The 26,055-nt window shown below is 75.3% G+C and carries 21 protein-coding genes; 10 read left to right on the forward strand and 11 right to left on the reverse strand.

Translation table 11 applies throughout. From position 1 onward, the window contains the following. The first annotated feature begins 79 nt into the window (after positions 1 to 79). Complete coding sequence (locus ACHZ99_RS19695; protein ID WP_420305952.1) at positions 80 to 532, forward strand: nitroreductase/quinone reductase family protein; 453 nt, start codon at positions 80 to 82, stop codon at positions 530 to 532. On the opposite strand, the gene ACHZ99_RS19700 is transcribed toward ACHZ99_RS19695, so the two are convergent. After that, the gene (locus tag ACHZ99_RS19700) at positions 516 to 1,862 is read right to left on the reverse strand and encodes a geranylgeranyl reductase family protein (protein WP_420305953.1); all 1,347 of its coding nucleotides are present in this window, start codon (positions 1,860 to 1,862) and stop codon (positions 516 to 518) included. The two genes, ACHZ99_RS19695 and ACHZ99_RS19700, sit on opposite strands and share 17 nt — an antisense overlap. 108 nt (positions 1,863 to 1,970) lie before the next feature. Between ACHZ99_RS19700 and ACHZ99_RS19705 the strand changes: the two genes are divergently transcribed. Further along, entirely contained in the window at positions 1,971 to 3,341 is a 1,371-nt protein-coding gene (locus ACHZ99_RS19705; protein ID WP_420305954.1) for a dipeptidase, read from the forward strand. A 54-nt stretch (positions 3,342 to 3,395) separates the two neighbouring features. Here ACHZ99_RS19705 and ACHZ99_RS19710 read toward each other — a convergent pair whose 3' ends face one another. From ACHZ99_RS19710 to ACHZ99_RS19735, 6 genes are all read right to left on the reverse strand, one after another. Further along, positions 3,396 to 4,190, reverse strand: coding sequence for a class F sortase (locus ACHZ99_RS19710; RefSeq protein ID WP_420305955.1), 795 nt, complete (start codon positions 4,188 to 4,190; stop codon positions 3,396 to 3,398). Between the two features lie 154 nt (positions 4,191 to 4,344). Continuing rightward, on the reverse strand, positions 4,345 to 5,046 hold the full coding sequence (locus tag ACHZ99_RS19715) for a hypothetical protein (RefSeq protein WP_420305956.1): 702 nt from the start codon (positions 5,044 to 5,046) through the stop codon (positions 4,345 to 4,347). A gap of 130 nt (positions 5,047 to 5,176) precedes the next feature. Beyond that, positions 5,177 to 6,133 (reverse strand): NUDIX domain-containing protein, encoded by a 957-nt coding sequence (locus ACHZ99_RS19720; RefSeq protein WP_420305957.1) that lies wholly within the window; start codon positions 6,131 to 6,133, stop codon positions 5,177 to 5,179. A 339-nt stretch (positions 6,134 to 6,472) separates the two neighbouring features. Continuing rightward, a complete protein-coding gene (locus ACHZ99_RS19725) occupies positions 6,473 to 7,408 on the reverse strand; it encodes a carbohydrate ABC transporter permease (protein WP_420305958.1) in 936 nt (311 codons plus the stop codon). Next, positions 7,405 to 8,328, reverse strand: a complete 924-nt coding sequence (locus ACHZ99_RS19730) for a carbohydrate ABC transporter permease (protein WP_420305959.1) — start codon at positions 8,326 to 8,328, stop codon at positions 7,405 to 7,407. Before ACHZ99_RS19730 ends, ACHZ99_RS19725 begins: the two co-directional genes overlap by 4 nt. Before the next feature lie 6 nt (positions 8,329 to 8,334). After that, on the reverse strand, positions 8,335 to 9,609 hold the full coding sequence (locus ACHZ99_RS19735; RefSeq protein WP_420305960.1) for an ABC transporter substrate-binding protein: 1,275 nt from the start codon (positions 9,607 to 9,609) through the stop codon (positions 8,335 to 8,337). Positions 9,610 to 9,878: 269 nt separating this feature from the next. Here ACHZ99_RS19735 and ACHZ99_RS19740 point away from each other — a divergent pair, with 269 nt between their 5' ends. Next, a complete protein-coding gene (locus ACHZ99_RS19740) occupies positions 9,879 to 11,975 on the forward strand; it encodes an NPCBM/NEW2 domain-containing protein (protein WP_420305961.1) in 2,097 nt (698 codons plus the stop codon). Between the two features lie 140 nt (positions 11,976 to 12,115). On the opposite strand, the gene ACHZ99_RS19745 is transcribed toward ACHZ99_RS19740, so the two are convergent. Further along, complete coding sequence (locus ACHZ99_RS19745; protein WP_420305962.1) at positions 12,116 to 13,090, reverse strand: ROK family protein; 975 nt, start codon at positions 13,088 to 13,090, stop codon at positions 12,116 to 12,118. Between the two features lie 151 nt (positions 13,091 to 13,241). Between ACHZ99_RS19745 and ACHZ99_RS19750 the strand changes: the two genes are divergently transcribed. After that, positions 13,242 to 14,228 (forward strand): LacI family DNA-binding transcriptional regulator, encoded by a 987-nt coding sequence (locus ACHZ99_RS19750; protein ID WP_420306068.1) that lies wholly within the window; start codon positions 13,242 to 13,244, stop codon positions 14,226 to 14,228. A 146-nt stretch (positions 14,229 to 14,374) separates the two neighbouring features. Here the strand turns inward: ACHZ99_RS19750 and ACHZ99_RS19755 are convergent, their stop codons facing one another. Beyond that, positions 14,375 to 15,082, reverse strand: coding sequence for a FadR/GntR family transcriptional regulator (locus ACHZ99_RS19755; protein WP_420305963.1), 708 nt, complete (start codon positions 15,080 to 15,082; stop codon positions 14,375 to 14,377). A gap of 143 nt (positions 15,083 to 15,225) precedes the next feature. On the opposite strand from ACHZ99_RS19755, the gene ACHZ99_RS19760 reads away from it, so the two are divergent. Genes ACHZ99_RS19760 through ACHZ99_RS19785 form a run of 6 tightly spaced genes read left to right on the forward strand, consistent with a single transcriptional unit; the run spans position 15,226 to position 23,326 of the window. Further along, positions 15,226 to 16,428: a fumarylacetoacetate hydrolase family protein gene (locus ACHZ99_RS19760; RefSeq protein ID WP_420305964.1), complete on the forward strand. Its 1,203-nt coding sequence runs from the start codon at positions 15,226 to 15,228 to the stop codon at positions 16,426 to 16,428. Then, the gene (locus ACHZ99_RS19765; protein ID WP_420305965.1) at positions 16,425 to 17,423 is read left to right on the forward strand and encodes a C-terminal binding protein; all 999 of its coding nucleotides are present in this window, start codon (positions 16,425 to 16,427) and stop codon (positions 17,421 to 17,423) included. The genes ACHZ99_RS19760 and ACHZ99_RS19765 overlap by 4 nt, the downstream gene beginning before the upstream one ends. Before the next feature lie 34 nt (positions 17,424 to 17,457). Further along, positions 17,458 to 18,906 (forward strand): aldehyde dehydrogenase family protein, encoded by a 1,449-nt coding sequence (locus ACHZ99_RS19770; protein ID WP_420305966.1) that lies wholly within the window; start codon positions 17,458 to 17,460, stop codon positions 18,904 to 18,906. 21 nt (positions 18,907 to 18,927) lie between these two features. Beyond that, complete coding sequence (gene xylB, locus ACHZ99_RS19775; RefSeq protein ID WP_420305967.1) at positions 18,928 to 20,436, forward strand: xylulokinase; 1,509 nt, start codon at positions 18,928 to 18,930, stop codon at positions 20,434 to 20,436. Continuing rightward, positions 20,433 to 21,890, forward strand: coding sequence for a ribose-5-phosphate isomerase RpiA (gene rpiA, locus ACHZ99_RS19780; protein ID WP_420305968.1), 1,458 nt, complete (start codon positions 20,433 to 20,435; stop codon positions 21,888 to 21,890). The genes xylB and rpiA overlap by 4 nt, the downstream gene beginning before the upstream one ends. Further along, the gene (locus ACHZ99_RS19785) at positions 21,887 to 23,326 is read left to right on the forward strand and encodes an aldehyde dehydrogenase family protein (RefSeq protein WP_420305969.1); all 1,440 of its coding nucleotides are present in this window, start codon (positions 21,887 to 21,889) and stop codon (positions 23,324 to 23,326) included. The genes rpiA and ACHZ99_RS19785 overlap by 4 nt, the downstream gene beginning before the upstream one ends. 37 nt (positions 23,327 to 23,363) lie before the next feature. Here ACHZ99_RS19785 and ACHZ99_RS19790 read toward each other — a convergent pair whose 3' ends face one another. Both ACHZ99_RS19790 and ACHZ99_RS19795 read right to left on the reverse strand, forming a co-directional pair. Next, positions 23,364 to 24,677 carry a DUF6986 family protein gene (locus tag ACHZ99_RS19790; RefSeq protein WP_420305970.1) on the reverse strand — a complete coding sequence of 438 codons (1,314 nt, stop codon included), beginning with the start codon at positions 24,675 to 24,677 and terminating at the stop codon, positions 23,364 to 23,366. A gap of 59 nt (positions 24,678 to 24,736) precedes the next feature. Beyond that, positions 24,737 to 25,987, reverse strand: a complete 1,251-nt coding sequence (locus tag ACHZ99_RS19795) for an MFS transporter (RefSeq protein WP_420305971.1) — start codon at positions 25,985 to 25,987, stop codon at positions 24,737 to 24,739. Positions 25,988 to 26,055 lie beyond the last annotated feature (68 nt).

A 26,055-nucleotide genomic window follows, 5' to 3' on the forward strand; every position in this document is an offset into this window, starting at 1 on the left:
CCACTCTGCGGCACACTGGGAGCCGTCGAGAGCACCGCTCTCGAAACAGATCACCGCTCTCACAGTCCGGGAGGACCCGATGACCTCGCAGCCGTACTACCTCAAGGCCGGCCCCGTCGCCTCGCGGCTCAACAAGGTGGTGGGCTGGCTCGCGCGCCGCGGCGTGAGCGTGCTGGGCACCGCCGAGCTGTCCGTGCGCGGCCGCACCTCCGGCAGGATGCTGCGCCTGCCCGTCAACCCGCACACCCACGACGGCGGGCACTACCTCGTCTCCGCCCGCGGCCACTCCCAGTGGGTACGGAACATGCGCGCGGCCGGCGGCGGCGAGCTGCGCGTCGGGCGCAAGGTGCGCCGCTTCACCGTCGAGGAGCTGCCGCCCGCCACCGCCGTCCCCGTGCTGCGCAGCTACCTCAAGCGCTGGGGCTGGGAGGTCAACCAGTACTTCCAGGGCGTGACGGCCGCCTCCTCCGACGACGAGCTGCTCGCCGCCGCCCCCGACCACCCGGTCTTCCGGCTCACCGAGACCCGCTGAGCGCGGCGCCCTTCCGGTCCAGCAGCGACAGCGCCCGGTGCGCCACCGGGTGAGTGCGGACGATCTCGCCGAGCGTCGTCGACCCCTGCGTGATCTTCGTGAACATGTGCCACGCGGGCCGGAACCCGGTCAGCGCCGCGTGGAACACCGCCGGGTGCCGCTCGAAGGCCGCCAGCATCCGCCGCCCGACCGCCATCTCCACGCCCAGCCCGGCCTTGACGGCGAAGGCGTAGTTGAGCGCCTGGCGGCGCGCGTCCACCGCGTCCTGCGCCTCCGCGATGCGCACCGCCCACTCCCCCGCCAGCCGGCCGGAGCGCAGCGCGTACGAGATCCCCTCGCGCGTCCACGGCTCCAGCAGCCCGGCGGCGTCGCCGCAGACCACGACCCGGCCGCGGGACAGCGGCGAGTGGTGCGCCCGGCAGCGGGTGAGGTGGCCGGACGACAGGCTCGGCTCGAAGCCCGCCAGGCCCAGCCGGGCGGTGAACTCCTCCAGATACCGCTTCGTCGCGGCGCCGTCGCCGCGGGCGGAGATGACGCCGACGGTCAGGGTGTCCCCCTTGGGGAAGACCCAGCCGTAACTCCCGGGCAGCGGGCCCCAGTCGATCAGCACCCGGCCGCGCCAGTCGTCGGCGACCTCCGGCGGCACCGGGATCTCCGCCTCCAGCCCCAGGTCCACCTGCTCCAGCTCCACCCCGACGTGGCTGCTGGTCCGCCCGGCGCTGCCGTCCGCGCCGACCACCGCGCGGGCGAGCACCTTCTCGCCGTCGGCCAGGTGGACGGCGACCGTGCGCCGGTCGGGCACGTCGGGGCCGTGCTGCTCGACCCGGGCGACGGTGACGCCGGTACGCAGCCGGGCGCCCGCGCGCTGGGCGGCCTCGGCCAGCCGGGCGTCCAGCTCGGCGCGGTTGACGAGCCCGAACAGCGTGCGGCGGGAGCGGCGGGTGCGGCCGAGCCGCCCGCGCATGGTGAACGTCACGGCGTTCACCCGGTCGCGCAGCGGCAGTTCGACCCCGTCCGGGAGCGCCTCGCGGGAGAGGCCGATGATGCCGCCGCCGCAGGTCTTGTAGCGGGGCAGCGCGGAGCGTTCCAGGAGCAGGACGCGGCGCCCCTGGCCGGCGGCGGCGCACGCCGCCGAGGCCCCGGCCGGGCCGGCGCCGATGACGACGACGTCCCAGACGTCCGGGTCCCCGCCGGCCTCGGCACCGGACCGGCCGGCCGGCGCCCCGTCGGCCGCGGGCCGCGGCGTCTCTTCGGGCAGCTCTGGAGGGTTCTCGCTGGTCACGTTGGCTCTCTGCTCCTGTTCCCGGCCGCCCCCGCCCGGGGCGTCCATCTGCCGCATCCTAGAACGGCGCACCGCTGTGCGATGATCGTCACCGCTCGCCCCGATTCCGGGACCGGCACCGCAGGACACAACGCAGTTCGCCCGAGGAGCGTTCCCATGGACACCGATCGGCTCGCCGGCACCGTCGCCGGCCTGCTGCCGCGCGCCCGTACCGAGCTGGCCGAGCTGGTCTCCTTCCGCTCGGTCGCCCTCGTCGACCCCGAGCGCTTCCCGGCGTCGGAGTCCGACGCCGCCGCCCGCTGGGTCGCCGACGCGCTCACCGCCGAGGGCTTCACGGACGTGCGCCTGCTCGACACCCCGGACGGGACGCGTTCGGTGTACGGGTTCCTGCCCGGCCCGGCGGACGCCCCGACGGTGCTGCTCTACGCCCACTACGACGTACAGCCGCCGCTCGACGAATCGGCGTGGCTCAGCCCGCCGTTCGAGCTGACCGAGCGCGACGGCCGCTGGTACGGGCGGGGCGCGGCGGACTGCAAGGGCGGCGTCCTCATGCACCTCACCGCCCTGCGCGCGCTGCGCGAGAACGGCGGCATACCGGTCTCGGTGAAGGTCGTCGTCGAGGGCTCCGAGGAGCAGGGCACCGGCGGCCTGCAACGGTACGCCGAGCAGCACCCGGAGCTGCTGGCGGCCGACGCGGTCGTCATCGGCGACGCGGGCAACTTCCGCGCCGGGGTGCCCACGGTCACCGCGACCCTGCGCGGCATGACGATGCTGCGGGTGCAGGTCGACACGCTGGCGGGAAACCTGCACTCGGGCCAGTTCGGCGGCGCCGCCCCGGACGCCCTCGGCGCGCTCATCCGGATCCTCGACTCGCTGCGCGACGCCGACGGCTCGACCACGGTGGACGGCCTGGCGGCCGGCCCGGGGTGGGACGGCCTGGCGTACCCGGAGGAGGACTTCCGCCGGGACGCCAAGGTGCTGGACGGCGTGGAGCTGATCGGCTCGGGGAGCGTCGCGGACCGCATCTGGGCCCGGCCGGCGGTGACGGTGATCGGCATGGACGTCCCGTCGGTGGCCGAGGCCACGCCGTCGGTGCAGGCCGGCGCGGCGGCGCTGGTGAGCCTGCGGCTGCCGCCGGGCCACGACGCGGCCGAGGCGACGGAGCGGCTCCGGGCGCACTTCGAGGCGCACGCGCCGTGGGGCGCGCGGGTGAGCACCGAGCCGTACGGCGACGGGCAGCCGTTCCGCGCCGACGTCACCAGCCCCGCGTACCGGGCGATGGCCGAGGCGATGCGCGTGGCGTACCCGGGCGAGGAGATGCAGGTCGCGGGGCAGGGCGGCACGATCCCGCTGTGCAACACCCTCGCCGGGCTGTACCCGCGGGCGGAGATCCTGCTGATCGGGCTCTCCGAGCCGGCGGCGCAGATCCACGCGGTCAACGAGAGCGTGTCGCCGGAGGAGCTGGAGCGGCTGTCGTTCGCGGAGGCCCTGTTCCTGCGCCGGTACGCGGAGGGCCGCGCGGGCTGACGCCGCGGGGCCGGCGCCGGCGGCGCCGGCGGACGGGTGCCGCGGCGCGTGCCGTCAGCCGACGGCCGTGAGCCGGGCGAAGACGACGACGTTGCCGGCGTAGCCGGGGTCCGCCGCGTCCTCCCGGTAGTCGCCGCCGCAGGTGAGCACGCGCAGCTCGGCGCGGTCGGTGTCGCCGTACACGCGCCGGTCGGGGAAGTCCTCGGCGTCGAAGAACTCGACGGCGTAGACCGTGAACACCGCCGTGCGGCCGTCCTTCCGGTCCACCTTGATCGCCTCGCCGCGCTCCAGGCCGCCGAGGCGGTAGAAGACCGCGGGCCCGGCGGCGTCGTCGACGTGCCCGGTGACCACGGCGGTGCCCGCGGCGCCCGGGGTGGCGGCGTCGCGGTACCAGCCGGCCAGGTTGCGCACGCCCGCGGGCGGCGCCGCCAGCCAGCCGTCCGGGTCGAGACCGACGTCGGTCAGCGGGGCGTCGACGCCGACGGCGGGGATGCGGATCCCGACGGGCGGCGACACCGGCAGCGGCGCGTGCGCGGGCGGCCCGCCGTCGGCGAGCGCGTGCTGCGCGGAGGGCTGTGGCGGGCCGAAGCCGCCGGTGAGGGCGGTGTGGATCATGCCGATGCCCAGGAGCGTCACGCAGACGACGGCGCCCGCGGCGAACCGGTTGCGCAGCGCGGCGGCCACGCTCCCGCCGCCCTCGCCGTCGCCGCCGGGGTCCGCCGGCGGGCCGCCGGGCGCGGTGCCGTGGGGGACGGCCCCGTACCCGGTCGTGTCGTGGGGCGGAGCGCCGTGCGGGGTCATGCCGTACGGCATGGCGGCGTACGGGTCGTCGGTGCGGTGCTCGTGCATGGTGCGGACCGTTTCTGCGCGAAAGAGCTGCGCGGGGCAGCGCGGGGAGACCGCGCGGGTGGGCGTGCGGGGAGTCGGTACGGACCGCGACGGGCGCCCCGCGGCCAGGGGCCGCGGGGCGCCGCGCGATGCGGACCGGTGCCTGCGCCGCGGGTCAGCCGCGCCCGGGCGCCTCCTGGCGCCGGAGGAGCAGGACCCCGCCGAAGGCACCGGCGGCCGTGAGCCCGGCGCCGCCGGCGAGCATCGCGGTGCCGCCGTCCTGGGAGCCGCCCAGGCCGCCGCGGGCCGGAAGGGTGGGCTTCGCCGGCTGCGCCGGCCGGACGGCGTCCTTGCCCGGCTGCGCGTCCTTACCCGGCTGTGCCTCTTTACCCGGCTCCGCCTCCTTACCCGGCTGCGCCTCCTTGCCGGGCCGGGCGGGCTCGGCCTTCCGGGTGGCGTCCCCGTCCGCCTGCTGCCGCGGCCGGGACGTGGCCCCGCCCACCGCCGACTCCCCGTTCCCGCCGGTGCCGGCGATGGTCAGGGGCGCCGTGCCGGACTCGTCGTCGCAGGTGAAGGTCACGTCGTAGGCGGCGCCCGGCTTGGCGTCCCAGTCGACCTTCACCTGTGCGCTCTGGGTGCCGCCACCCATGCCGAGGGTCGTCTTGCCGAAGACCGCCGACGAGGCCGTGGCCTCCTTGTCGCACTCCGTCACGGTCAGATCGACCTTGCCGCCCGGCTTGACGGTCTCGGGGGTGACGGTGAACCCGAAGGAGGTGATGTTGGTGTCGTTGTCCCGCGCCGTCGCCACCGTGGCCGTGAGGCCGGCGGCGACCGCGCCGACGGCCACGGCGGCCAGCGCCGTGGATATGATCCGCATCGGTCGTCAACTCCTGAAGTGGGGGGACGCGGCGACGTGGGCCGCCGCTAGCAGAGACGCTATGCAGACATGGGTGGTGACACGCACTCAGAAACTGCCGAACGGGGCAATGGCGGGGCCAATAGGGTTGCTACGCCCCGTCGCCAACCGGCGTGCCGCCCTCCAGGTAGACCGCCGCGCCCCGGCGGCGGGCCCGCAGCGCCCAGCGCAGCCGGCTGAACCGCACCGACGGCAGCAGCCCGCCCGCCTCGTCCTCCGTGACGAACCGCCAGGCGCGCAGCTCGGGCCCGGGCAGCAGGACGCCGGCCGTCTCGGCGGGGCGCAGCCGGCCGCCGTCGTAGAGCAGCCGCAGCCCGCCGTACTCGGGCGGCCGGGGCGGCTCCCAGTCCACCACCAGCAGCCGGGGCGGCCGGCGCAGGCTCAGCCCCAGCTCCTCCGCCACCTCCCGGACGCCGCCGCGGGCCGGCGCCTCGCCGGCCTCGACGACGCCGCCGGGGAACTCCCAGCCCGGCTTGTACGTGGGGTCGACCAGCAGCACCCGGTCCGCGTCGTCGAAGAGCAGCACGCCGGAGGCGAGCGTCTCGCGGGTGGGCTCGGAGTTCTGCACGATGTCGCAGCGCCCGGCTCCGGCGCGCAGGCGGGCCGCGACCTCTTCGGCGGCCTCGCGGGGGGTGAGGCCCACGGCGTCGACGAGGTGGGCGTCGTCGGTGAGCCACCGCGGGAAGGGACCGGCGTGCAGGATCGTTTCGTCATAGGAGACCAGCACATGCCGCACCTCGCAGCGGCGGGAGGCCAGCCGCCCGAAGATCTCGTCCCGGTGCTCCTGCCGCCAGAGCGGAGCCGGCACCACCAGCGGCCCGTCCGCCTCCGCCAGCAGCGCCGCCGCCGTCTCCACCACCAGCCGCCGCCACGACGGCAGCTCCTGCTCGTCGTCGACCTCCTCCAGCCGCTTCTGCGGCAGCAGCCGGCGCAGCTGTCCGCCGGTCAGCTCCGGGTCGTAGAGGATGCTCCCCGGCGTCAGCTCCACCAGCTCGCGCGCGACGCGGCGCAGACCCGTATCCCATGCGCCGTTCAGCCAGACGATCACATGTTCCCCCTCTCAGCCGCCCCCAGAGAGTTGCCCGCTACCTGCTCCCGGGGAAACTCCGCGCGAAGAGTTTGGCCGCCCGGCTACGTTGCACGCCCGCGACCCGGCGCGATTGCATCGGGTCGCCGACCGATTCGAGCCGCCCGCGGGCCCGTGCACCGGCGCTGCGCGGCCGAACCGGGCCGTCCGGGGTCCGGCGGGGGGCCGTTCGGCCCCTGCACCGCGCCCCCGCGGCCGGGCAGGGTGGCGTCTGCCGCCCGTCGCGCGCGGGCGGGGTACGGCGGCCCGGTCCGGTGATCAGAAGGGCTGATCGACGGCTCCCCCCGGGCCGCCGCCTCCTCACCCCTTCGTGGAGCCGAGCGTCAGCCCGGCGATGAAGTGGCGCTGGAGCAGCAGGAAGACGACGATGGTCGGCAGCGCGACCAGCACGGAGCCCGCGGCGAGCAGGTTGTAGTCGGTGAAGAACTGGCCGCGCAGGTTGTTCAGCGCCGAGGTGATCGGGAGCTTGTCGCCGTCGGAGATGAAGACCAGCGCCCACAGGAAGTCGTTGTACATCCAGGTGAACTGCAGTGTCCCCAGCGCCGCCAGCGCCGGGCGGCACAGGGGCAGGACGATCCGCCAGTACCGGGTCCACACCCCCGCGCCGTCGACGATGGCGGCCTCCAGGATCTCGTTGGGCAGCGCGCGCATGAAGTTCGCCAGGACGAAGACGCAGAAGCCCATCTGGAAGCCGACGTTGACGAGGATGACGGCCCAGTAGGAGTCGTAGAGCAGCATCGACTCGGACATCCAGTACGGCAGCTCGATGCGGTTGAACATCACGTACAGCGGGGTGACGATGACCTGCTGGGGCAGCAGGTTGCCCGCGGTGAAGAGGATGAGCAGGAAGAGCCCGCCGCGGATGCGCAGCCGGGCCACCACGAAGGCGACGAACGACGCCAGGAACAGCACGATCAGCACGCCGGGCACGGCGATGATGATCGAGTTGATGAAGTACTTGCTCATCTCCGAGTCGGAGAACGCCTGCCGGTAGTAGTCGAAGGACAGGCTGCGGGGCAGGGAGAAGTAGCCGTGTTCCGCGGTCTCCTCGTACGGGCGCAGCGAGGCGTAGACGGCGAGGAGCAGCGGCGCCAGGAAGGCGAGCGAGACCCCGCCGAGGAAGATGTGCACGCCGAAGCGGCCCCGGCGGGGCCGTTTCGCCGCCCGGTCCGGCTTGGCGGCCGGCGGCGCGGTGCCGGGGCGCGGCCCGGCGGTGGTGGGTATGTCGGCGGTCATCGGCTCTCCTCCCCGCGCATCTCCTGCACCAGGTACGTCACGATGAACCCCAGGGAGACGGTGAGCAGCACCACGGCGATGGCGGAGCCGAAGCCGATGCGGCTGGCCTCGCCGATGATGTTGTCGGTGACGAGCACGGACAGCAGCTCCAGGCCGTTTCTGCCCTTGTTGATGGCGTAGACGATGTCGAAGGCGCGGAGCGACTCGATGATGGTGATGACGAGGACGACGACGTTGACCGGCCGCATCGTGGGGAAGACCACGCGCAGGAAGGTCTGCCGCTCGTTCGCGCCGTCGATGGCGGCGGCCTCCTTCAGCTCCGGCGCCACGGCCTTGAGCCCGGCCAGATAGAGGATCATCACGTAGCCGGTGTGCCGCCAGGCGGCGGCCAGCAGCACCATCCAGATGTTCAGGTCCCGGTCGCCGAGCCAGTCGGTGGGGTTGTCCTGGTTGCCGAGGATGGCGTTCAGCGCGCCCTGGTCGCGGGAGAAGATCAGCTGGGCGATGAAGCCGACGACGGCGAGGGAGAGCACGACCGGCAGGTAGATCGTGGACTGGTAGAAGCGCGAGAAGCGCACCCCGCGGTCGATGACCACCGCGAGCAGCAGCCCGAAGGGCGTGGCGACCAGCCCCAGGAAGGCGATCCACAGCAGGTTGTTGCGCACCGCGGGCCAGAACGCCGGGTAGTCGCCGCCGGCGAGCGTGTCGTAGTTGTCGCCGCCGACCCAGTGCAGGTCGGACAGCCCGTCCCAGGAGGAGAAGGACAGGGTGACGGAGGCGACAGTCGGCCCCCAGATGATGAACAGGTCCAGCAGGATGGCGAAGCCCAGCAGCACCCCGGTGACGGCGAGGTCGCGGGCGGAGAACCGCCGCAGACCCCGCCGCCGGGTGCGCCGTTCGCGAGCGGTGGCGGGCGGCACGGCGGGCTACTCCTGGTTCTCGGTGAAGATGGTCTTCTTCTGCGCCTCGATGCCGTTGAGGAGTCCGTCGATGTCGTCGGGGTCGTCGATGAAGTCCTGGAACGCCTTGATCATGACCGTCGAGGCGAAGTCCGGGCGGGTGTCCCGGTCGAGGAACTGGGATATCTGCTTGGCGCCCGAGACCAACTCGGCGGCCTTCTTCTGCAGCGGGCCGTAGGAGGAGGTGTCGGCGCCGGAGTGGACGGCGACGTTGTTGGGGTCGGACTTCAGGTACGTCTCCTCGGCCGCCGGGGTGGCCAGGAACTTCAGCAGTTCCCGCGCGACCTCCTCGTTCTTGGCCTTGGACGACATGAGGTAGCCGTCGATCGGGGCTTCGACCGCGTCCCGGCCGTGCTCGGGAGCGATCTCGGGGAAGGGGAAGAAGTCGAGGTCCGCGCGGTCCTCCTCGGAGAACTGCTGGCCGGGCAGCGGCAGGCCGAACACCCCCATGCCGGTCTTCTTCAGGGCGAGCGACTGGGCGGCCTCCTGCCAGGTGCGGCCGTTGGCGCCCTCGTGGTGGTACGGCATGAGGCCGCGCCACAGGTCGAAGACCTCGCGCACCCGGGGGCCGGTCCAGGACTCCTCGCCGGCCATCAGCGACTTGTGGAAGTCGTAGCCGTTGGCGCGCATGTTGAGGTAGTCGAACGTGCCCATGGCCGGCCAGCCGTCCTTGTCGCCGAAGGCGAAGGGGACCAGGCCGTCCTTCTGCATCTGCTTGGCCAGGGCGGTGTACTGGTCGAAGGTCTCCGGGATCTCGTAGCCGCCCTGCTCGAAGACGCTCTTGCGGTAGAAGACCGCCCACGGGTAGTAGTACATCGGCACGAAGTACTGCTTGCCGTCAGCGCCGGTGGACTGGTCCTTCAGGGCGCCGGAGAACCCGTCGAAGCCCTTCCACAGGTCGCTGATGTCGGCGAGCAGCCCGCGCTCGGCGAAGAACTGCATGCGGTAGCCGGCGAACCACGTGAACACGTCGTCCGGCCGTCCCTGCAGATAGCGGTTGATGTTCTCCTGGAACGTGTTGTGGTCGACGGTGTTGACCTCGACCGTCTTCCCCGACTTCTTCTCGAACGCGTCGAGCACGTCCTGGAGCGCCTTCCGGGGCACCTCGTCGGAGGCGTTCGATCCCATCGTCACGGTCTTGCCGTCCCCGCCCGGCCCGCTTCCGCAGGCGGCGAGCAGCGCCGGAAGAGTGACCGCGCCGACGCCGACGGCGGCTCCTCGCAGCAGACTCCGGCGCGTCATCGGCGGCGCGGTGGTGGGGCGGCCTACAGTCCTGCCGGCAGAAGATGAGGCGCTCATCGCAACCCTTCCGTGGAGTGTTAACCAAACACAACCGAACGAAGATTGTGGGATCACACCTCCACCCAGGGGCACTGTCAAGGGTTTTGACCGTGTCTCGGTCAACTGTTACCGCATCTCTTCCGACAGACTCCAACAAGCTCTACCGTAAACGCTCGTGTGACGCGTCCATGACCCAATCCGTTCACAGCCCCACCAGAGGAGTGGATCCGATGCGGAAACTGCTCTCCGCACGAAGAGCCGCCGGAACCTACGCGCGCGCGGTGACCGCCGCCGCGGGAGCGGTCGCGCTGTCCGCGGTCCTCGCCGCGCCGGCCGTGGCGGCGCACCCGGGCACGCAGACGCAGAGCGCGACCGCCACGGCCGGGACGGCGGCCGGCCCGGCCGGCGGGCCGGCCCTCCGGCTGCCCGACGGGCTGGCCGAGACCCCGCCCATGGGCTTCAACAACTGGAACTCCACCCACTGCCGGGCCGAGTTCGACCACGAGATGGTCAAGGGCATCGCCGACATCTTCGTCGAACGGGGCCTGAAGGACGCCGGCTACGAGTACGTCAACCTCGACGACTGCTGGGCCCTGCCCGAACGCGACGCCGACGGCAAGCTGGTCCCCGACCCCGAGCGCTTCCCCGACGGGATCAAGGCGGTGGCCGACTACGTCCACGCCAAGGGCCTGAAGATCGGCATCTACACCAGCGCCGGCACCAAGACCTGCAACCCCGCCGGCTTCCCCGGTGCCCTCGGGCACGAGGAGAGCGACGCGATGCAGTTCGCCGAGTGGGGCATCGACTACCTCAAGTACGACAACTGCAACAACCAGGGCGTCGACGCGATCGAGCGCTACACCACGATGCGCGACGCCCTGAAGGCCGCCTCCGCGACCACCGGCCGGCCGATCGTCTACAGCATCTGCGAGTGGGGCCAGAACGAGCCGTGGGAGTGGGCGGCGGACGTCGGCCACCTGTGGCGTACGACCGGTGACATCAGCGACAACTGGTCGAGCATGCTCGGCATCATGAAGCAGAACCTGCCGCTGGCGGAGTACGCGGGTCCGGGGCACTGGAACGACCCGGACATGCTGGAGGTCGGCAACGGCGGCATGACCGACACCGAGTACCGCACCCACTTCTCGATGTGGTCCATCATGGCGGCGCCGCTGCTCATCGGCAGCGACCTGCGCACCGCCGACGAGGCGACGTTCGAGATCCTGGGCAACCGGGACGTCATCGCCGTCGACCAGGACCCCCTGGGCAGGCAGGGCACCGTGGTCACGTCGGAGGGCGGCCGCTGGGTCGTCGCCAAGGAGATGGCGGACGGCAGCCGCGCCGTGGCGCTGTTCAACGAGTCGGACACGCCGCAGCGCATCTCCACCACCGCCGGGGCCGTCGGCCTGCCGGCCGCGGACGGTTACCGGATGCGGGACCTGTGGAAGCACGAGGACCTCAACACCGGCGGCGGGATCTCCGCGACGGTGCCCGGGCACGGCACCGTGCTCTACCGCGTCTGGCCCGGCGACGGCGCCGGTTCGTACCCGCCGGCCGCCGAGGTCGGCGCCGGGTCCGCGCCGTACGTCGAGGCGGGCGGCACCGCCGAGGTGACGACGACGTTCCGCAACGCCGGCATCACCCCGGCGAGGGACGTCTCCGTCGGCTTCGAGGCACCGGCCGGCTGGCAGGTCGAGGCGGAGTCGCCGACCACCGCGCAGCAGGTGCCGCCGGGCGGCACGCTGGCCACCACCTGGCAGCTCACCGCCCCCGCGGACGCCGCGACCGGTCGGCAGGAGTTCCCGCTGACCGCCGACTACGCCGCGCCGTCCGGCGAGGAGGTGTCCCTGACCTCGGCGGCGGCGGCGTACGTGGTCGCGAACCCGCCCGCGGGGACGACGTACGCGAGCGACTGGGAGTGGCTGGAGGCCGGCAACGGCTGGGGTCCGGTGGAGCGGGACACCAGCGTCGGCGAGCAGGCCGCGGGCGACGGCGGGCCGCTCACCGTCGGCGGCGAGACGTACGCCAAGGGACTGGGCGTGCACGCCGTCAGCGACATCGGGTTCTACACCGGCGGGGAGTGCGAGACATTCAGCGCGCAGGTCGGTCTCGACGACGAGACCGGCGCCAACGGCTCGGTGGCCTTCGAGGTCTGGGCGGACGGTGCCAAGGTCGCGGAGTCCGGCGTGGTGACGAACGACGAGGCGGCGCAGCCGCTGCCCGCGGACGTCGCGGACGCGCAGACCGTACGCCTGGTCGTCACCGACGGCGGCGACGGCGTGGACTACGACCACGCCGACTGGGCCGACGCGCAGTTCACCTGCTGACGCCTCGTCCCGCACCCCCGCAGGAGGGCGGGTGCGCCGCCGCGCCTGACGCACGCGGCGCCGCACCCGCCCGCGGGGCGGCCGGCCCGGCAGCTCCGCTGCCACAGACGCCGGGCCGCCGCCCCGTACCGCCCCGGCCGTCAGCCGGGCGCGGTGAACCTCCGCAGGCCCAGCTCCTGCGCCGCCGCGGCGGCGGCGCCGATCAGGCCCGCGTCCGTACCGAGGTGCGCCGGGACCACCTCCACGTCCGCGGCGTACGACAGCGCGGCGTACGTCTTGAGGTGCCGCCGCACCGGCGCGAACAGCAGCTCGCCGGCCGCCGCCACGCCGCCGCCGATCACGGCGGCCTCGATCTCGACCAGCGTGGCGGTGGCGGCGATGCCCGCGGCGAGCGCCTGCGCGGCCCGGTCGAAGGAGGCCAGCGCGACGGGGTCGCCGGCGCGGGCCGCCGCGGCGACGCCGGCGGCGGTGGCGTCGCCGTCCGGGCCCGGGGTCCAGCCCTCGGCGAGGGCGCGGCGGGCGATGTGCGGGCCGGAGGCGATCCGCTCGACGCAGCCGCGCCCGCCGCAGGCGCACGGGTCGCCGTCGAGGTCGACGGAGATGTGGCCGATGTGCCCGGAGTTGCCGGTGGGACCGGGGTAGGGCCGGCCGTCGAGGACGAGCCCGCCGCCGACGCCGGTGGAGACGACCATGCACAGCGCCGCGGACCGGCCGCGGGCGGCGCCCTGCCAGTGCTCGGCGGCGGCCATCGCGACGCCGTCGCCGACGAGCACCACCGGCCGCCCGCCGGTGACCTCGCGCACGGCGGCCACCAGCGGGTAGTCGCGCCAGCCGGGGATGTTGACCGGGCTGACGGTGCCCACCTGGGCGTCCACGGGGCCGGCGCTGCCGATGCCGAGCGCGGACGCGCGCGCCCACCCGGCGGGGTCGGCGGCGGCCAGCTCGCGCAGCACCCCGGCCACGGCGGCCATGATCACCCCGGCGTCCGCGCCGGCCGGGGTGGACCGGCGGGCCCGGGTGAGGAGCCGGCCGCGGGGGTCGATCAGGGCCGCGGCGGTCTTCGTACCGCCGATGTCGAGCGCGGCGACGAGCTCGGTCGGCTGGGCGGCGGCCATCGTGGCGTCTCCTGAGGTGCGGAACGGGTCGCGGATGCGGTCCGCGGTCAGTCTGCCCGGAGCCTGACAACGTTGTCTAGCCCCTATCATCAGGCACGTGCCCGATCACCTGCCCGGCCCGCAGCGGCCCCGCTACGGCAGCCGTCCGACGATGAAGGACGTCGCCGCGCGCGCCGGCGTCGGCCTCAAGACGGTCTCGCGGGTGGTCAACGGCGAGCCCGGCGTCACGCAGGAGACCGAGCGGCGGGTGCGGGACGCCATCGACGCGCTCGGCTTCCGCCGCAACGACAGCGCCCGCATCCTGCGCAAGGGCCGCACCGCCACCGTCGGGCTGGTGCTGGAGGACCTGGCCGACCCGTTCTACGCGCCGCTGAGCGGGGCCGTCGAGGACGTCGCCCGCGCGCACGGCTCGCTGCTCGTCCACGGCTCCAGCGGCGAGGACCCCGGGCGCGAGGAGGAGCTGGTGCTCGCGCTGTGCGCGCGCCGGGTGGACGGGCTGGTGGTGGTGCCGGCGAGCACCGACCACCGCTATCTGGAGCCGGAGCTGGCCGCGGGGGTGGCCGCCGTCTTCGTCGACCGGCCGCCGGGGCGGATCAGCGCCGACACCGTGCTGTCCGACAACTACGGCGGCGCCCGCCGCGCGGTCGAGCACCTCGTCGGGCACGGGCACCGCCGCATCGGCTTCATCGGCGACCACCCCGGCATCCACACCGCCGCCGAGCGGCTGCGCGGCTACCGGGCGGCGATGGCCGACGCCGGGCTGCCGGTGGCGGGGGCGTGGACCTCGCTGGGCAGTACGGAGCCGGCGCGGGTGGCGGCGGAGTGCCTGCGGATGGCGGCGGGGCCGGACCCGGTCACCGCGCTGTTCACCGGCAACAACCGGGTCACCGTCACCGCCGTGCGGACGCTGACGGCGGGCGGGCGGCCGGTGGCGCTGGTCGGCTTCGACGACTTCGAGCTGGCGGACCTGCTCTCCCCCGGGATCACCGTCGTCGCCCAGGATCCCGCGGAGCTGGGCCGCCGCGCGGCCGCCCGGCTCTTCCAGCGGCTCGACGGCGCGGTCGGCGACCCGGAGCGGCTGGTGCTGCCCACGCGCCTGGTCGCCCGCGGCTCGGGCGAGCTGCCGCCGGCCGGCTGACGGTACGCGACCGCCCGCGCGCCTCCGCGCCGTGCGGCATGGGGCGCGGGGGCCCGGCCTCCGGCCGGTGCCGCTCCCCGCGAGGGGCGGCACCGCGCCGGCCGGTCCGGGGCAGCGCCGCCACGCGAGGCGACGCTCCCCGGGGTTCACTCCTCCCGCGCCGCCCTCCGGGAGACCAGCTCGGCGCCCTCGGACCGGACCCGCTCCAGGTGCCGGCTCGCCGCGTGCCGGGCGGCGTCCGGGTCGCGGTCCTCGATCGCCTGGAGGATCGCGCCGTGCTCCTTGACGGTCCGGGGCAGGCTGGAGAGGTAGGAGAAGGAGTCGCGGTAGGACTCCCGCAGGCAGGTGTTGACCGGGTCCATGAACCAGGAGAAGAACGGGTTCCCGCTGGCCCGGGTGACGGCCTCGTGGAACTGGATGTCGGCCTCCAGGCACGCCGCGTAGTCCCCGGGGCTCTCCTCCGTACGCGCCAGACACGCCCGCAGCTCCGCCAGGTCCGCCTCGCCGCGCCGCTCCGCGGCCAGCGCCGTGACCTCGACCTCGATGGTCAGCCGGGTCTCCATCAGCTGCGGGAAGGTGGCCGCGTTCATGCCGAGCATCAGCGCGTAGTGCCGGGCGACGGCCGAGCCGTCCGGCTGGGCCACGACCATGCCGCGCCCTGGCCGGATGTCGACCAGCCCGCGCTGGTCGAGGATCCGCCCGGCCTCCCGGATCACGGTCCGGCTCACCCCGTACCGCTCGACCAGCTGCGGTTCGGTGGGCAGCCGGTCGCCGGGGCGCATGCCCTGGGCCAGCAGGTCGTGCTGGATCTGCTCGGCGACGACCGCGGAGAGCCGGGGCGGGCGGGGCGGCACCCGGGCATCAGCAGGGGGCCGGGGCGGCGGACCCGGAGGGGCAGATTCCGGGGGTTGCGATTCAGCCATGGCCCAACTATCGTCCGATCATCATACGAAGTCAATACGAGCACCCCGCCACCCACAGAAAGGGCCGGATCCGCATGGCTCCTCGTGAGATCCCCTCCTCCCCCGCGGACGTCCTGCCGGCCGACGCCGACACCGCCCTGCTGGTCGGCCGCCTGCTCGACCCGGCCGACGGCGGCCCGAGCCTGGTCACCGTCCGCGGGGACGCTCTCGTCGACGTCACCGCCCTCGGGCCGACCGTCTCCGACCTGCTGGAACACCCCGACGCCGGGGCGCGCGTCCGCGCCGCCGCGGCCGCCGCCACCGCGCGGAGCTGGCCGCTCGCCGACGTGCTCGCCGCCACCGCGGCCGGCGACCCGGCCCGGCCGCGGCTGCTGGCGCCGGTGGACCTCCAGGTCCTCAAGGCGGCCGGCGTCACGTTCGCGGACAGCATGATGGAGCGGGTCATCGAGGAGCGCGCCGGCGGCGTCGCCGCCGCCGCGGACGAGATCCGGGCGCGGATCGGCGCCCGGCTCGGCACCCGGCTGGAGACGGTGCGGGCCGGCAGCCCGGAGGCGGTCGAGCTGCTGGCGTGGCTGCGCGAGCAGGACCTGTGGTCGCAGTACCTGGAGGTCGGCCTCGGGCCGGACGCGGAGATCTTCACGAAGGGCCCGGTGCTGTCCGCCGTCGGGTACGGGGCCCGGATCGGCGTCGCCGAGGTCTCCGAGTGGAACAACCCCGAGCCCGAACTCGTCCTGGTCGTGGCCTCCGACGGCCGCATCGCCGGCGTCACCCTCGGCAACGACGTGAACCTCCGCGACGTCGAGGGCCGCAGCGCCCTCCTGCTCCCCCAGGCGAAGGACAACAACGCCTCCACCGCGCTGGGCCCGTTCGTCCGCCTCGTCGGCGACGGCTTCACCGTCGACTCCGTACGCGACGCCGCGATCGGCCTGTCCGTGCGGGGCGAGGACGGCTTCTCGCTGCGCGACTCCTCCGACATGGCGCGCATCAGCCGCCCGCTGGAGACCCTGGTCGCCCAGGCCGTCAGCCGCCGCCACCAGTACCCCGACGGAGTCGTGCTCTTCACCGGTACGCTCTTCGCGCCCACCGCCGACCGCGGCGCCCCCGGCAGCGGCTTCACCCACCGCGAGGGCGACCTCGTGGAGATCTCCTCCCCGCTGCTCGGCACCCTGCGCAACACCGTCACCACCAGCGAGCAGGCGCCGCCCTGGCAGGCGGGCATCCGGGAGCTGTACGCCTCCCTCGCCCGCCGCGGACTGCTCCGGGAGGCGGCATCGTGAGCACCGCGGCCCGCAAGCTCCTGGTCGTCACCGACATGACCTTCCCCGACGACGCCGCCGAGCGGCGCGCGGCGGCGGCCGCGGACGCCGACTACGCCCGGTACGACTGCACCGGGGAGGCGGAAACCGCCCGGGCGGTGCGCGGCGCCGACGTGGCGCTGGTCAACTTCGCCCCCGTCACCGACGCGGTGCTCGCCGCGCTGGCGCCCGGCGCGACCGTCGTGCGCTACGGCATCGGCGTCGACAACGTCGACCTCGGCGCCGCCGCCGCCCGCGGCGTCCGCCTCGCCAACGTCACCGACTACGGCTCCGACACCGTCGCCGACCACGCCGCCGCCGTGCTGCTCGCGCTGCTGCGCAAGCTGCCCGCGTACCACCGCACCATCGCCGGCGGCGGCTGGGGCGCGCCCTCCGACCAGGCGCCGCTGCGGGCCCTGCACGCCACCACCGTCGGGCTGATCGGCACCGGCCGCATCGGCCGGGCGCTGGCCGCCCGGCTCGCCCCGTTCGGGATGACGGTCCTCGGCCACGACCCGTACGCCGACCCCGCCGCTCTCGCACGCGCGGGCATCGCGCCCGTCGGGCTGGACGAGCTGCTGTCCCGCGCGCACGCCGTGTCCCTGCACGCCCCCGCGACCGCCGAGACCCACCACCTGATCGACGCCGAGACGCTGGCGCGGCTGCCCCGCGGCGCGGTGCTGGTGAACACCGCGCGCGGCTCCCTCGTCGACACCGGAGCGGTCGTGGCCGCGCTGCGCAGCGGCCGGCTCGGCGGCGCGGGCCTGGACGTCGTCGAGGACGAGCCGCTGCCCGCCGCGAGCGAGCTGCGCTCCCTGCCGAACGTCGTGCTCACCCCGCACGCGGCGTTCTACTCCGAGCAGTCCGTCGAGCGGCTCCAGCAGCTCGCCGCCGACGAGGCCCGCCGCGCGCTGCTCGGGGAGCCGCTGCGCTCCCCGGTGCCGCTCCCGGCTGCCGCCCGTACGAACCGCACGTAGCACCAGAGCCGGACCGCCCAGGAGGCAGAGCCGCATGACACCCCACGAAAAAATCGTCTGCCGCAACTTCTCCGGCGGCACCTGGCACGACTCCGCCGGCGGCACCGCCGAGCGCCACAACCCCGCCACCGGGCGGCTCGCCGCCGTCGCCCCCCGCGCCACCCCCGAGGACGTCGACCGGGCCGTCACCGCCGCCGCCGACGCCTTCGGCCACTGGAGCCGCACGCTGCCCGCCGAGCGGGCCGCGCTGCTGCACCGGCTGGCCGGTGTCTGCGCCGGCCGGGTGGACGACATGGCCGCCGCGATCACCCGCGAGCAGGGCAAGCCGCTGGACGAGGCGCGCGGCGAGGTGCGCAAGTTCGTCGCCGCGCTGCACTACTACGCCGAGGAGGCCACCCGCGTCCACGGCCGCACCGTCCCCAACGACGCGCACGGCTTCACCAGCATGGTCGAGTACGAGCCCGTCGGGCCGGTCGCGGGCATCGTGCCGTGGAACTACCCCGTCGAGCTGATCGGGTGGAAGCTCGCCGGCGCCACCGCCGCCGGCTGCACCATCGTGATCAAGCCCTCCGAGCACACCCCGGGCTCCGCCCAGGTCCTCTCGGAGTGCGTCGCCGAGGTGCTGCCGCCCGGCGTGGTCAACTTCGTCCACGGGGACGGCGAGACCGGCCGCGCGCTGGCCGCCCACCCGGGCATCGTCAAGATCGGCTTCACCGGCTCGCTCCGTACCGGCCAGGCCCTCTACCGCACCGTCACCGGCGTCACCGCCCTCTCCCTGGAGCTGGGCGGCAGCTGCCCCATGATCGTCACCGACCGGGCGGACGTCGGCGCCGCCGTCGCCGGCGCCACCCGCCGCTCGTTCCGCAACGCCGGCCAGATCTGCATCGCGATCAACCGCGTCTACGTCCAGGACGGCGTCCGCGCCGAGTTCACCGAGCGGCTGGCCGCCGCGGCCGACGCGCTGCGCGTCGCCGACGGCTTCGCCGAGCCGGACGCGGACGTCGGCTCGCTGACCCTCGACGAGACGTACGAGCGGACGCTCGCGCACCTCGCCGACGCCCGCGAGCGCGGCGCGTCCGTGGTCGCCGGCGGCGGTCCGGTCGAGGACCTGGCGCCGGGGCTGTTCATCCGTCCGACGGTGGTCGCGGACACGCCCGACGACGCGCTCGTCATGCGCGAGGAGACGTTCGGCCCGCTGGTCGGCGTCGCCTCCTTCACCGACCTGGACGACGCCGTCGCCCGCGCCAACGGCACGCCCGGCGGGCTGGCCGCGTACGTCTACACCGGCGACACCCACGAGACCTTCGCGCTCGCCCGCGGACTCGACTTCGGCAACGTCGCCGTCAACAACGTCGACGCCGGGATCATGAACGCCCCCTACGGGGGCCGCCGCGAGAGCGGCTTCGGCTCGGAACACGGACCGGAGGGACTGACCTCGTACCTGCACCCCAAGCACATCCGGCTCCGCCACGGCGCGCAATGAGGCGCGGATAGGAGAGCAGAGATGCTGATCGGAATAGACCTCGGGACCTCGGCCTGCAAGGCCATCGCCGTCGGCGCGGCCGGCGAGGTCGTCGCCAAGGAGAGCCGCAGCTACCCGATGACCAACCTCCGCCAGGGCTGGGCCGAACAGGACCCGGCCGACTGGTGGGCGGCCACCGACGACGCCGTGCGCGCCCTGGTCGCCCGGCTGCCGCAGGGCGGCCGGGAGGTCACCGGCATCGGCCTGTGCGGCCAGATGCACGGGCTGACGGCGCTCGACGCCGCCGACGCCCCGCTGCGGCGGGCGATCCTGTGGAACGACCAGCGGTCCGCGCCGCAGTGCGACTGGATCACCGAGCGCGCGGGCGGCCTCGACGGCCTGCTGCGCATGACGCAGAACCGCATGCTGCCCGGCTTCACCGGCGGCAAGATCGTCTGGATGCGGGAGCACGAGCCGGAGCTGTACGGGCGCACCGCGCACATCCTCAACCCGAAGGACTACCTGCGGCTGCGGATGACCGGCGACCGCGTCACCGACGTGTCCGACGCCTCCGGCACCGGCCTGTTCCACGTCGCCCGGCGCACCTGGTCCGACGAGCTGCTCGGCCTGCTGGGCATCGACCGGGCGCTGCTCCCCGACGCCGTGGAGTCCACCGAGCCGACCGGCACCCTGCTGCCGGAGCTGGCCGGGTGCTGGCACGTGCCGGCCGGGACGCGGGTCTACGGGGGCGGCGGCGACGCCGTGCTGCAGACCACCGCGATGGGCCTGGTCGACCCCGGCTCCGTCGGCTTCACGATCGGCACCGCGGGCATCGTCGCCGGCGGCACCTCCGAGTGCCCCGCGGCGCCCGACGGGCGGGTGCAGGTCTCCTGCGGCAACGCCCCCGGGCGCTGGCACATCATGGGCGTCTCGCTCTCCGCGGGCGGCGCCTTCCAGTGGCTGCGCGACGCCCTCGCCCCGGCCGCCGGCGGCGGCGTGCCGTACGAGCGGCTGACCGAGCTGGCCTCCCGGGTCGAGCCCGGCTCGCGGGGGCTGCGGTTCCTGCCCTACCTGCTCGGCGAGCGCTCCCCGCACCTGGCGCCGGAGGCCACCGCCGCCTGGCTGGGGCTGACCCCGATGCACGACCTGGGGCACATGTCCCGCAGCGTCATGGAGGGCGTGCTGCTCAACCTGCGGGAGATCCTGGAGGTCTGCACCGCGGCGGGCGTGCGCTCGGAGCGGGTCGTCGCCTCCGGCGGCGCGGCCGTCGAGGCGCTGTGGCTGCAGACCCTCGCCGACGTGCTGGGCCGCGAGACCGTGACCGTCACCGGGGCCGCAGAGGGCGGGGCGTACGGCGCCGCGCTGGTCGCGGGCGTCGGCGCGGGGCGCTGGCGGGATCTGGACGAGGCGCTGACGGCGGTCCGGGTGGAGGACACCTACCTGCCGGACGCCGAGGCGGCGGCCGCGTACGACGAGGTGTTCCGCGACCACCGGCAGCTGTACCCGCGGCTGCGCGCCGCGGCGGCGGCCGAGCCGGCGGTGTCGCCGTGACGGACACGCCCCCGCCGCCCCGGCCGCACCTGCCGCCGCACGCCGTCGTGTTCGACCTGGACGGCACGCTGGTCGACAGCGCCGACGACATCGCCGACGCGCTCGGCGCCGGCCTGGCCGCGCACGGCCTCGCGCCCCTGGGCGTCGAGCAGGTGCGCGGCCTGCTCGGCGGCGGGGCGCGGGAACTGGTCGCCGGGGCGCTCCGGGCGGCCGGCGGCCGTCCGGGGCTGCTGGCGGAGGTGCTGGACGCGTACAGCGCCGCGTACCGGCGCACGCCGGTCGCGCGCACGGTCCCGTACCCGGGCGCGCGCGAGGCGCTGCGGCTGCTCAAGGAGCGCGGGGTCGCGGTCGGCGTGTGCACCAACAAGCGCGGCGGCCTGGCCCGTACCGTCCTGGCCGGCACCGGCCTGGCGCCGTTCGTCGACACGGTCGTCGGCATCGACGACGTCCCCGCGGGCAAGCCCGACCCGGGCCACCTCGCCGCCGCGCTCGCCGCCCTGGGCGTCGCGCCCGGCGCGGCCGTCTACGTCGGCGACACCGCGATCGACGCCCTGACCGCCCGCCGCCTCGGCGTGCCGTACCGGCACGTCGCCTGGGGCGAGCCCGTCCCCGGCAGCACCCCCCTCGACGACTTCGCCGCGCTGGCCGCCGGCACCCCGGCGGCCCCGACTCCCCCTGGAGGTACCGGAATGCAGCCCCGCACCGACTCCGAGAAGGCCAAGTGGGCCGCCGGCACCGGCGCCATCGAGACGTACGTGCGCGACGGCATGCGCCTGGGCCTGGGCTCGGGCACGACGTCGCACTGGTTCGTACGGGCCCTCGGCGCGGCCGTCGCCGACGGCCTCGACGTCGTCGGCGTGCCCACCTCGACCGGCACCCGCGACCTGGCCCGCGAGGTGGGGGTGCCGCTGACGACGCTCGCCGACGTGGAGCGGCTCGACCTCACGGTCGACGGCGCCGACGAGATCGACCACGACGGCGCCATGATCAAGGGCGGCGGCGCCTGCCTGCTCTGGGAGCGCATCGTCGCGGACGCCTCGGACCGGATGGTCGCCGTGGTCGACGACTCCAAGGTCGTCGCCACCCTGGGCGCGTTCCCGCTGCCGGTCGAGGTGGTCCCGTACGCCTGGGAGTCCACCACCCGTTCGATCGCGCGGCTGCTCGACTCGCTCGGCTACGGCGCCCCCGCGCTGCGGCGGCGCGAGCGGGACGGCGAGCCGGTGGTGACGGACAGCGGCAACTTCATCGTGGACGCGCGGCTCAAGGCCGTCACCGACCCGCTGGCCCTGGACGGGCAGCTCAACTGGATCCCGGGGGTGGTCGAGAACGGCCTCTTCACCGGGATCGCCGACGAGATGGTCGTCGGCTTCGCGGACGGGCGGTACGAGGTACGCGACGTCTCCGCCGCCGCGACGGCCCGGCCCGCCACGACCGTACGGGGGCGGGGACGGTGAGCGGCGCGCGCCTCGTGGAGAACGCGCTCGCCGCCGCGGCCGCGGCCGAGGAGGCCGTCGCCGACGCCTCCCCCGCGGAGCGCGCCGGCTGGCTGGGCGCCGTCGCCGACGCGCTCGACGCGGCGGCCGGCGAGCTGATACCGCTGGCCGGCGAGGAGACGCACCTGGCGGAGGGGCGGCTGCGCGGCGAGCTGACCCGCACCACCTTCCAGCTCCGCTTCCTCGCCGGCGTCGCCGCCGGGGGCGACCAGCTGCGCGCCACCGTGGACCGCGCCGACCCCGACTGGCCGATGGGCCCGCGGCCGGACATCCGGCGCGTCCACGTCCCCCTCGGCGCGACGCTGGTCTTCGCGGCCAGCAACTTCCCCTTCGCCTTCGGCGTCCCCGGCGGCGACACCGCCGCCGCGCTGGCGGCCGGCTGCCCCGTCGTCGTCAAGGCGCACGAGGGCCACCCCCGGCTCTCCGACGCGCTCGGCCGGGTGACCGCGGAGGCGCTGGCCGGGGCGGGCGCGCCCGCGGGCGTCTTCGCGGTGGTCCACGGCCGGGAGGAGGGCGTCGCGGCCCTGAAGGACCCGCGGGTGCGGGCCGCCGCGTTCACCGGCTCGCAGGCGGGCGGGCGCGCGCTGTTCGACATCGCCGCGGCCCGCCCGGAGCCGATCCCCTTCTACGGCGAGCTGGGCAGCATCAACCCCGTCTACGCGCTGCCCGCGGCGGTCGCCGCGCGCGGCGCCGAACTCGCCGCCGGGTACGCGGCGTCGTTCAGCGGCAGCGCGGGGCAGCTGTGCACGAAGCCGGGGCTGCTGTTCCTGCCGGCGGGCCACGGCCTCGGCGAGCCGCTGCGGGCGGCGGTGGCGGAGCTGCCGGGCGGGCACCGGCTGCTGACCGAGCCGATCGCGCGCGGCTTCGCCGCGGGGCTGGACGAGCGGGCGCACGTCGACGGCGTACGGGTGCTGGCGACCACCGGCCCCGGCACCCCCGAGGCGCCGGGGGCGACGCTGCTGGAGACCGGCGCGGCGACGTTCCGGGCGCACCGGGAGCTGCTGGAGGCGGAGTGCTTCGGGCCGCTGTCGGTGGTCGTCACCTACGACGGCGAGGACGACCTGCTCGACCTGGCGGGGACCGTGCAGCCCAGTCTGACGGCGACCGTGCACGCGGACCCGGCGGACGACGCGCTCGCGGCCCGGCTCCTGCGCACCGCCGCCCGCCGCGCGGGCCGGCTGGTGATGGGCGGCTGGCCCACGGGCGTCACGGTCTCCGCCGCGCAGCAGCACGGCGGCCCGTACCCGGCGAGCACGGCCCCGGCCACGACGTCGGTCGGCGCGGCCGCGATCGACCGGTTCCTGCGCCCGGTGGCGTGGCAGTCGGTGCCGGAGCACCTGCTGCCGGAGCCGCTGCGCACGGCGAACCCGTGGGGGGTGCGGCAGCGTACGGGCTGAGGCGCCGCGGCCGCCGGCGCGGCGCCGCCGGCGGCGGTCAGCCTCCCGGCGGGTGCCGGTGCCGGCGGCCGGCCAGCGCGTCCAGCTCCGGCCGCCCCAGGCCCGTGCGGCCGGTGACCTCCGCCGCGTCCAGCGCCCCGCAGTCCAGGCCCCGCAGCAGGTGGCCGGCGAGCGCCCGCGCCGTGGCCGGCTCGTCGAGGACCGCCGCGCCCGCGGCCCCCGGGCCGCCGTCCGCGTACGCCGCCAGCCGGGCGCACGCCGCGTCCAGCCCCTCCCGGTAGAACGCGAAGACCGCCGCGTAGCGCGTCGGCAGGTGCCCGGGGTGCATGTCCCACCCCTGGTAGAACGCCCGCGCCAGCGACCGCCGCACCAGCCCGTAGTGCCGCCGCCAGGCGGCGCGCACCCGGGCCCCGTCCCCGGTCGGCAGCACGTTCACCGACCCGTCGGACAGCCGTACGCCCGTGCCCGCCGCGGCCACCTGCATCACGGCCTTCGCGTGGTCCGCGACCGGGTGGTCCATCGACTGGTACGCCGCGCTCACCCCGCACGCCGCGCTGTAGTCGAACGTGCCGTAGTGCAGCCCGGTCGCCCGCCCCCCGGCCGCGTCGATCATCCGCGCGACCGTGGCGCGGCCGTCGGCGCCGAGGACCGCCTGGGTCGTCTCGATCTGGATCTCGAACCCGAGCCGGCCGGCCGGGAGCCCGTGCACCCGCTCGAACTCCCCCAGCAGCCCGGCCATCGCGCCCACCTGCTCCGGGTAGGTGACCTTCGGCAGCGTCAGCACCAGGCCGTCCGGCAGCGTGCCGCCGCCCGCGCGCAGCAGCGCGGTGAGGAAGAGGTCGAGCGTGCGGATCCCGCGGTCGCGGACGGCGGCCTCCAGGCACTTGGCGCGGATGCCGGCGTACGGGGTGCCGCGGCCGGCGGCGGCGGTGCCGGCGACCACCCGGGCGGCGGCCAGGGCGGCGGCGTCCTCCTCGTCGTCGGGGCGCGGTCCGTAGCCGTCCTCGAAGTCGACGCGCAGGTCCTCGACCGGCTCGCGCGCCAGCTTGGCGCGCACCCGGTCGTACACCTCCCCCGCCGCCTGGTCGGGCAGCCCGACCGCGGCGGCGAAGGCGCCGGCGTCGGGGGCGTGCGCGTCGAGCGCGTCGAGCGCCCGGCGGCCCCAGTCCCGTACGGTACGGGCGCCGAAGGCGTCGGCCGGGACGTAGACGGTGTGCACGGGCTGCCGGGTGCCGGGGTCGCCGGGGTAGCGGCGAGCCAGCTCGGCGTCGACGGGGGCGAGGGCGGCGGCGATCCGGGCGCGCGCGGGGGCGCCGATCGACGTCGCGGCCGGGTCGTCCTGCGCCACCATGCACCCTCCCGGAGTTCAACAAAACGTTGAATCGAACGTATCCGGGTGCCCGGAGCGCGTCAACGGACCGCGGGCGGCGCCGCCACCGGCGGCTCGGCGCGCCGGGTGAGCGCCCACAGCGCGAAGCCCAGCACGCTGAACCCGGCGCCCAGGGCGCAGACGGCGCCCCAGCCCGCCGCCGCGTACAGGGAGGTCGCGGCGAGCGCGCCGGTGGCGCTCCCGGCGGCGTAGAAGACCATGTAGCCGCCGATGAGGCGGCTGCCCGCGCCGGGGCAGAGGGCGTGGATCAGGGTCTGGTTGGTCACGTGGACCGCCTGCACCGCGAGGTCGAGCAGGACCACCCCGGCGACCAGCGCCCAGAGCGAGTCGCGCGTGAACGCCAGCGGCAGCCACGAGACGGCGAGCAGCGCCAGCGCGGCGCCCGTGGTCCGCCCGCCGTGCCCCCGGTCGGTCAGGCGGCCCGCCGCGGACGCGGCCAGGGCGCCCACGACGCCGATCAGCCCCAGCGCCCCGACGGCGGTGTGGGACAGCGAGTACGGCGGCTCGCCGAGCGGCAGCGCGACGCTGGACCACAGGGTGCTGAACGCCGCGAAGACCAGCAGGCCGAACAGCGCGCGCAGGCGCAGCAGCGGCTCCCGGACGAACAGGGTGACGGTGGAGCGCAGGAGCTGCCCGTAGCGCAGGGCCGGCGGCGGGGCGGCGCCGTGCCGCGGCAGCACGCGGTGCAGCACCAGGGCGAGCAGTGCGCTGAGCGACGCCGAGGCGAGGTAGACGGAGCGCCAGCCCGCGAGGTCGGCCAGGACGCCGGAGACCGTACGGGCGAGCAGGATACCGATGACCACGCCGCCGGTGACCAGCCCGACGACCCGGCCGCGCGCGGCGGGCGGGGCCAGCGACGCGGCGAAGGCCACCAGCGTCTGGGTGACGACCGCGAGGAGCCCCGTCGCGGCCATGCCCGCGAGCAGCACCGCCGCCGTGGGCGCGGTCGCCACCACCGCCAGGGCCGCCACCAGCAGCAGGAACTGGGTCACGACGAGCCGTCTGCGGTCGGCGATGTCGCCCAGCGGCACGAGGAGGAAGAGGCCGAGGCCGTATCCGACGTGCGTGAGGGTGACGATGCCGCCGACGAGGCCCGGGCTCATGGCGAGGTCGTCGCCGATGGCCGCCAGGAGCGGCTGGGAGAAGTAGACGTTGGCCACCGCGGCGCCGCAGGCGACGGCGAACAGGACGACGACACCCCGGGACAGGACCGGTTCCTCCCCGCCGCGGGTCCCGGCCCCTCGTGCCGCTGCCGTACCGCTGCCGGGCATGCGCACCCCTCCTCTGGTTGCATCTTGCTACCAGAGGGACGGTAGCCGGATTTGGTAGCATGTTGCAA

Source organism: Streptomyces sp. MAR4 CNX-425, assembly GCF_048656465.1.
In the GTDB taxonomy this organism is placed as follows: domain Bacteria; phylum Actinomycetota; class Actinomycetes; order Streptomycetales; family Streptomycetaceae; genus Streptomyces.

Coding starts and splice junctions, on each gene's coding strand:
- ACHZ99_RS19790 (WP_420305970.1), bottom strand. CDS start 24,677: ATGGTGGCGCAGGACGACCCGGCCGCGACGTCGATCGGCGCCCCCGCG.
- ACHZ99_RS19740 (WP_420305961.1), top strand. CDS start 9,879: ATGCGGAAACTGCTCTCCGCACGAAGAGCCGCCGGAACCTACGCGCGC.
- ACHZ99_RS19745 (WP_420305962.1), bottom strand. CDS start 13,090: ATGGCCGCCGCCCAGCCGACCGAGCTCGTCGCCGCGCTCGACATCGGC.
- ACHZ99_RS19710 (WP_420305955.1), bottom strand. CDS start 4,190: ATGCACGAGCACCGCACCGACGACCCGTACGCCGCCATGCCGTACGGC.
- ACHZ99_RS19700 (WP_420305953.1), bottom strand. CDS start 1,862: ATGGACGCCCCGGGCGGGGGCGGCCGGGAACAGGAGCAGAGAGCCAAC.
- ACHZ99_RS19750 (WP_420306068.1), top strand. CDS start 13,242: ATGAAGGACGTCGCCGCGCGCGCCGGCGTCGGCCTCAAGACGGTCTCG.
- ACHZ99_RS19795 (WP_420305971.1), bottom strand. CDS start 25,987: ATGCCCGGCAGCGGTACGGCAGCGGCACGAGGGGCCGGGACCCGCGGC.
- ACHZ99_RS19695 (WP_420305952.1), top strand. CDS start 80: ATGACCTCGCAGCCGTACTACCTCAAGGCCGGCCCCGTCGCCTCGCGG.
- ACHZ99_RS19715 (WP_420305956.1), bottom strand. CDS start 5,046: ATGCGGATCATATCCACGGCGCTGGCCGCCGTGGCCGTCGGCGCGGTC.
- ACHZ99_RS19735 (WP_420305960.1), bottom strand. CDS start 9,609: ATGACGCGCCGGAGTCTGCTGCGAGGAGCCGCCGTCGGCGTCGGCGCG.
- xylB (WP_420305967.1), top strand. CDS start 18,928: ATGCTGATCGGAATAGACCTCGGGACCTCGGCCTGCAAGGCCATCGCC.
- ACHZ99_RS19725 (WP_420305958.1), bottom strand. CDS start 7,408: ATGACCGCCGACATACCCACCACCGCCGGGCCGCGCCCCGGCACCGCG.
- ACHZ99_RS19705 (WP_420305954.1), top strand. CDS start 1,971: ATGGACACCGATCGGCTCGCCGGCACCGTCGCCGGCCTGCTGCCGCGC.
- ACHZ99_RS19770 (WP_420305966.1), top strand. CDS start 17,458: ATGACACCCCACGAAAAAATCGTCTGCCGCAACTTCTCCGGCGGCACC.
- ACHZ99_RS19760 (WP_420305964.1), top strand. CDS start 15,226: ATGGCTCCTCGTGAGATCCCCTCCTCCCCCGCGGACGTCCTGCCGGCC.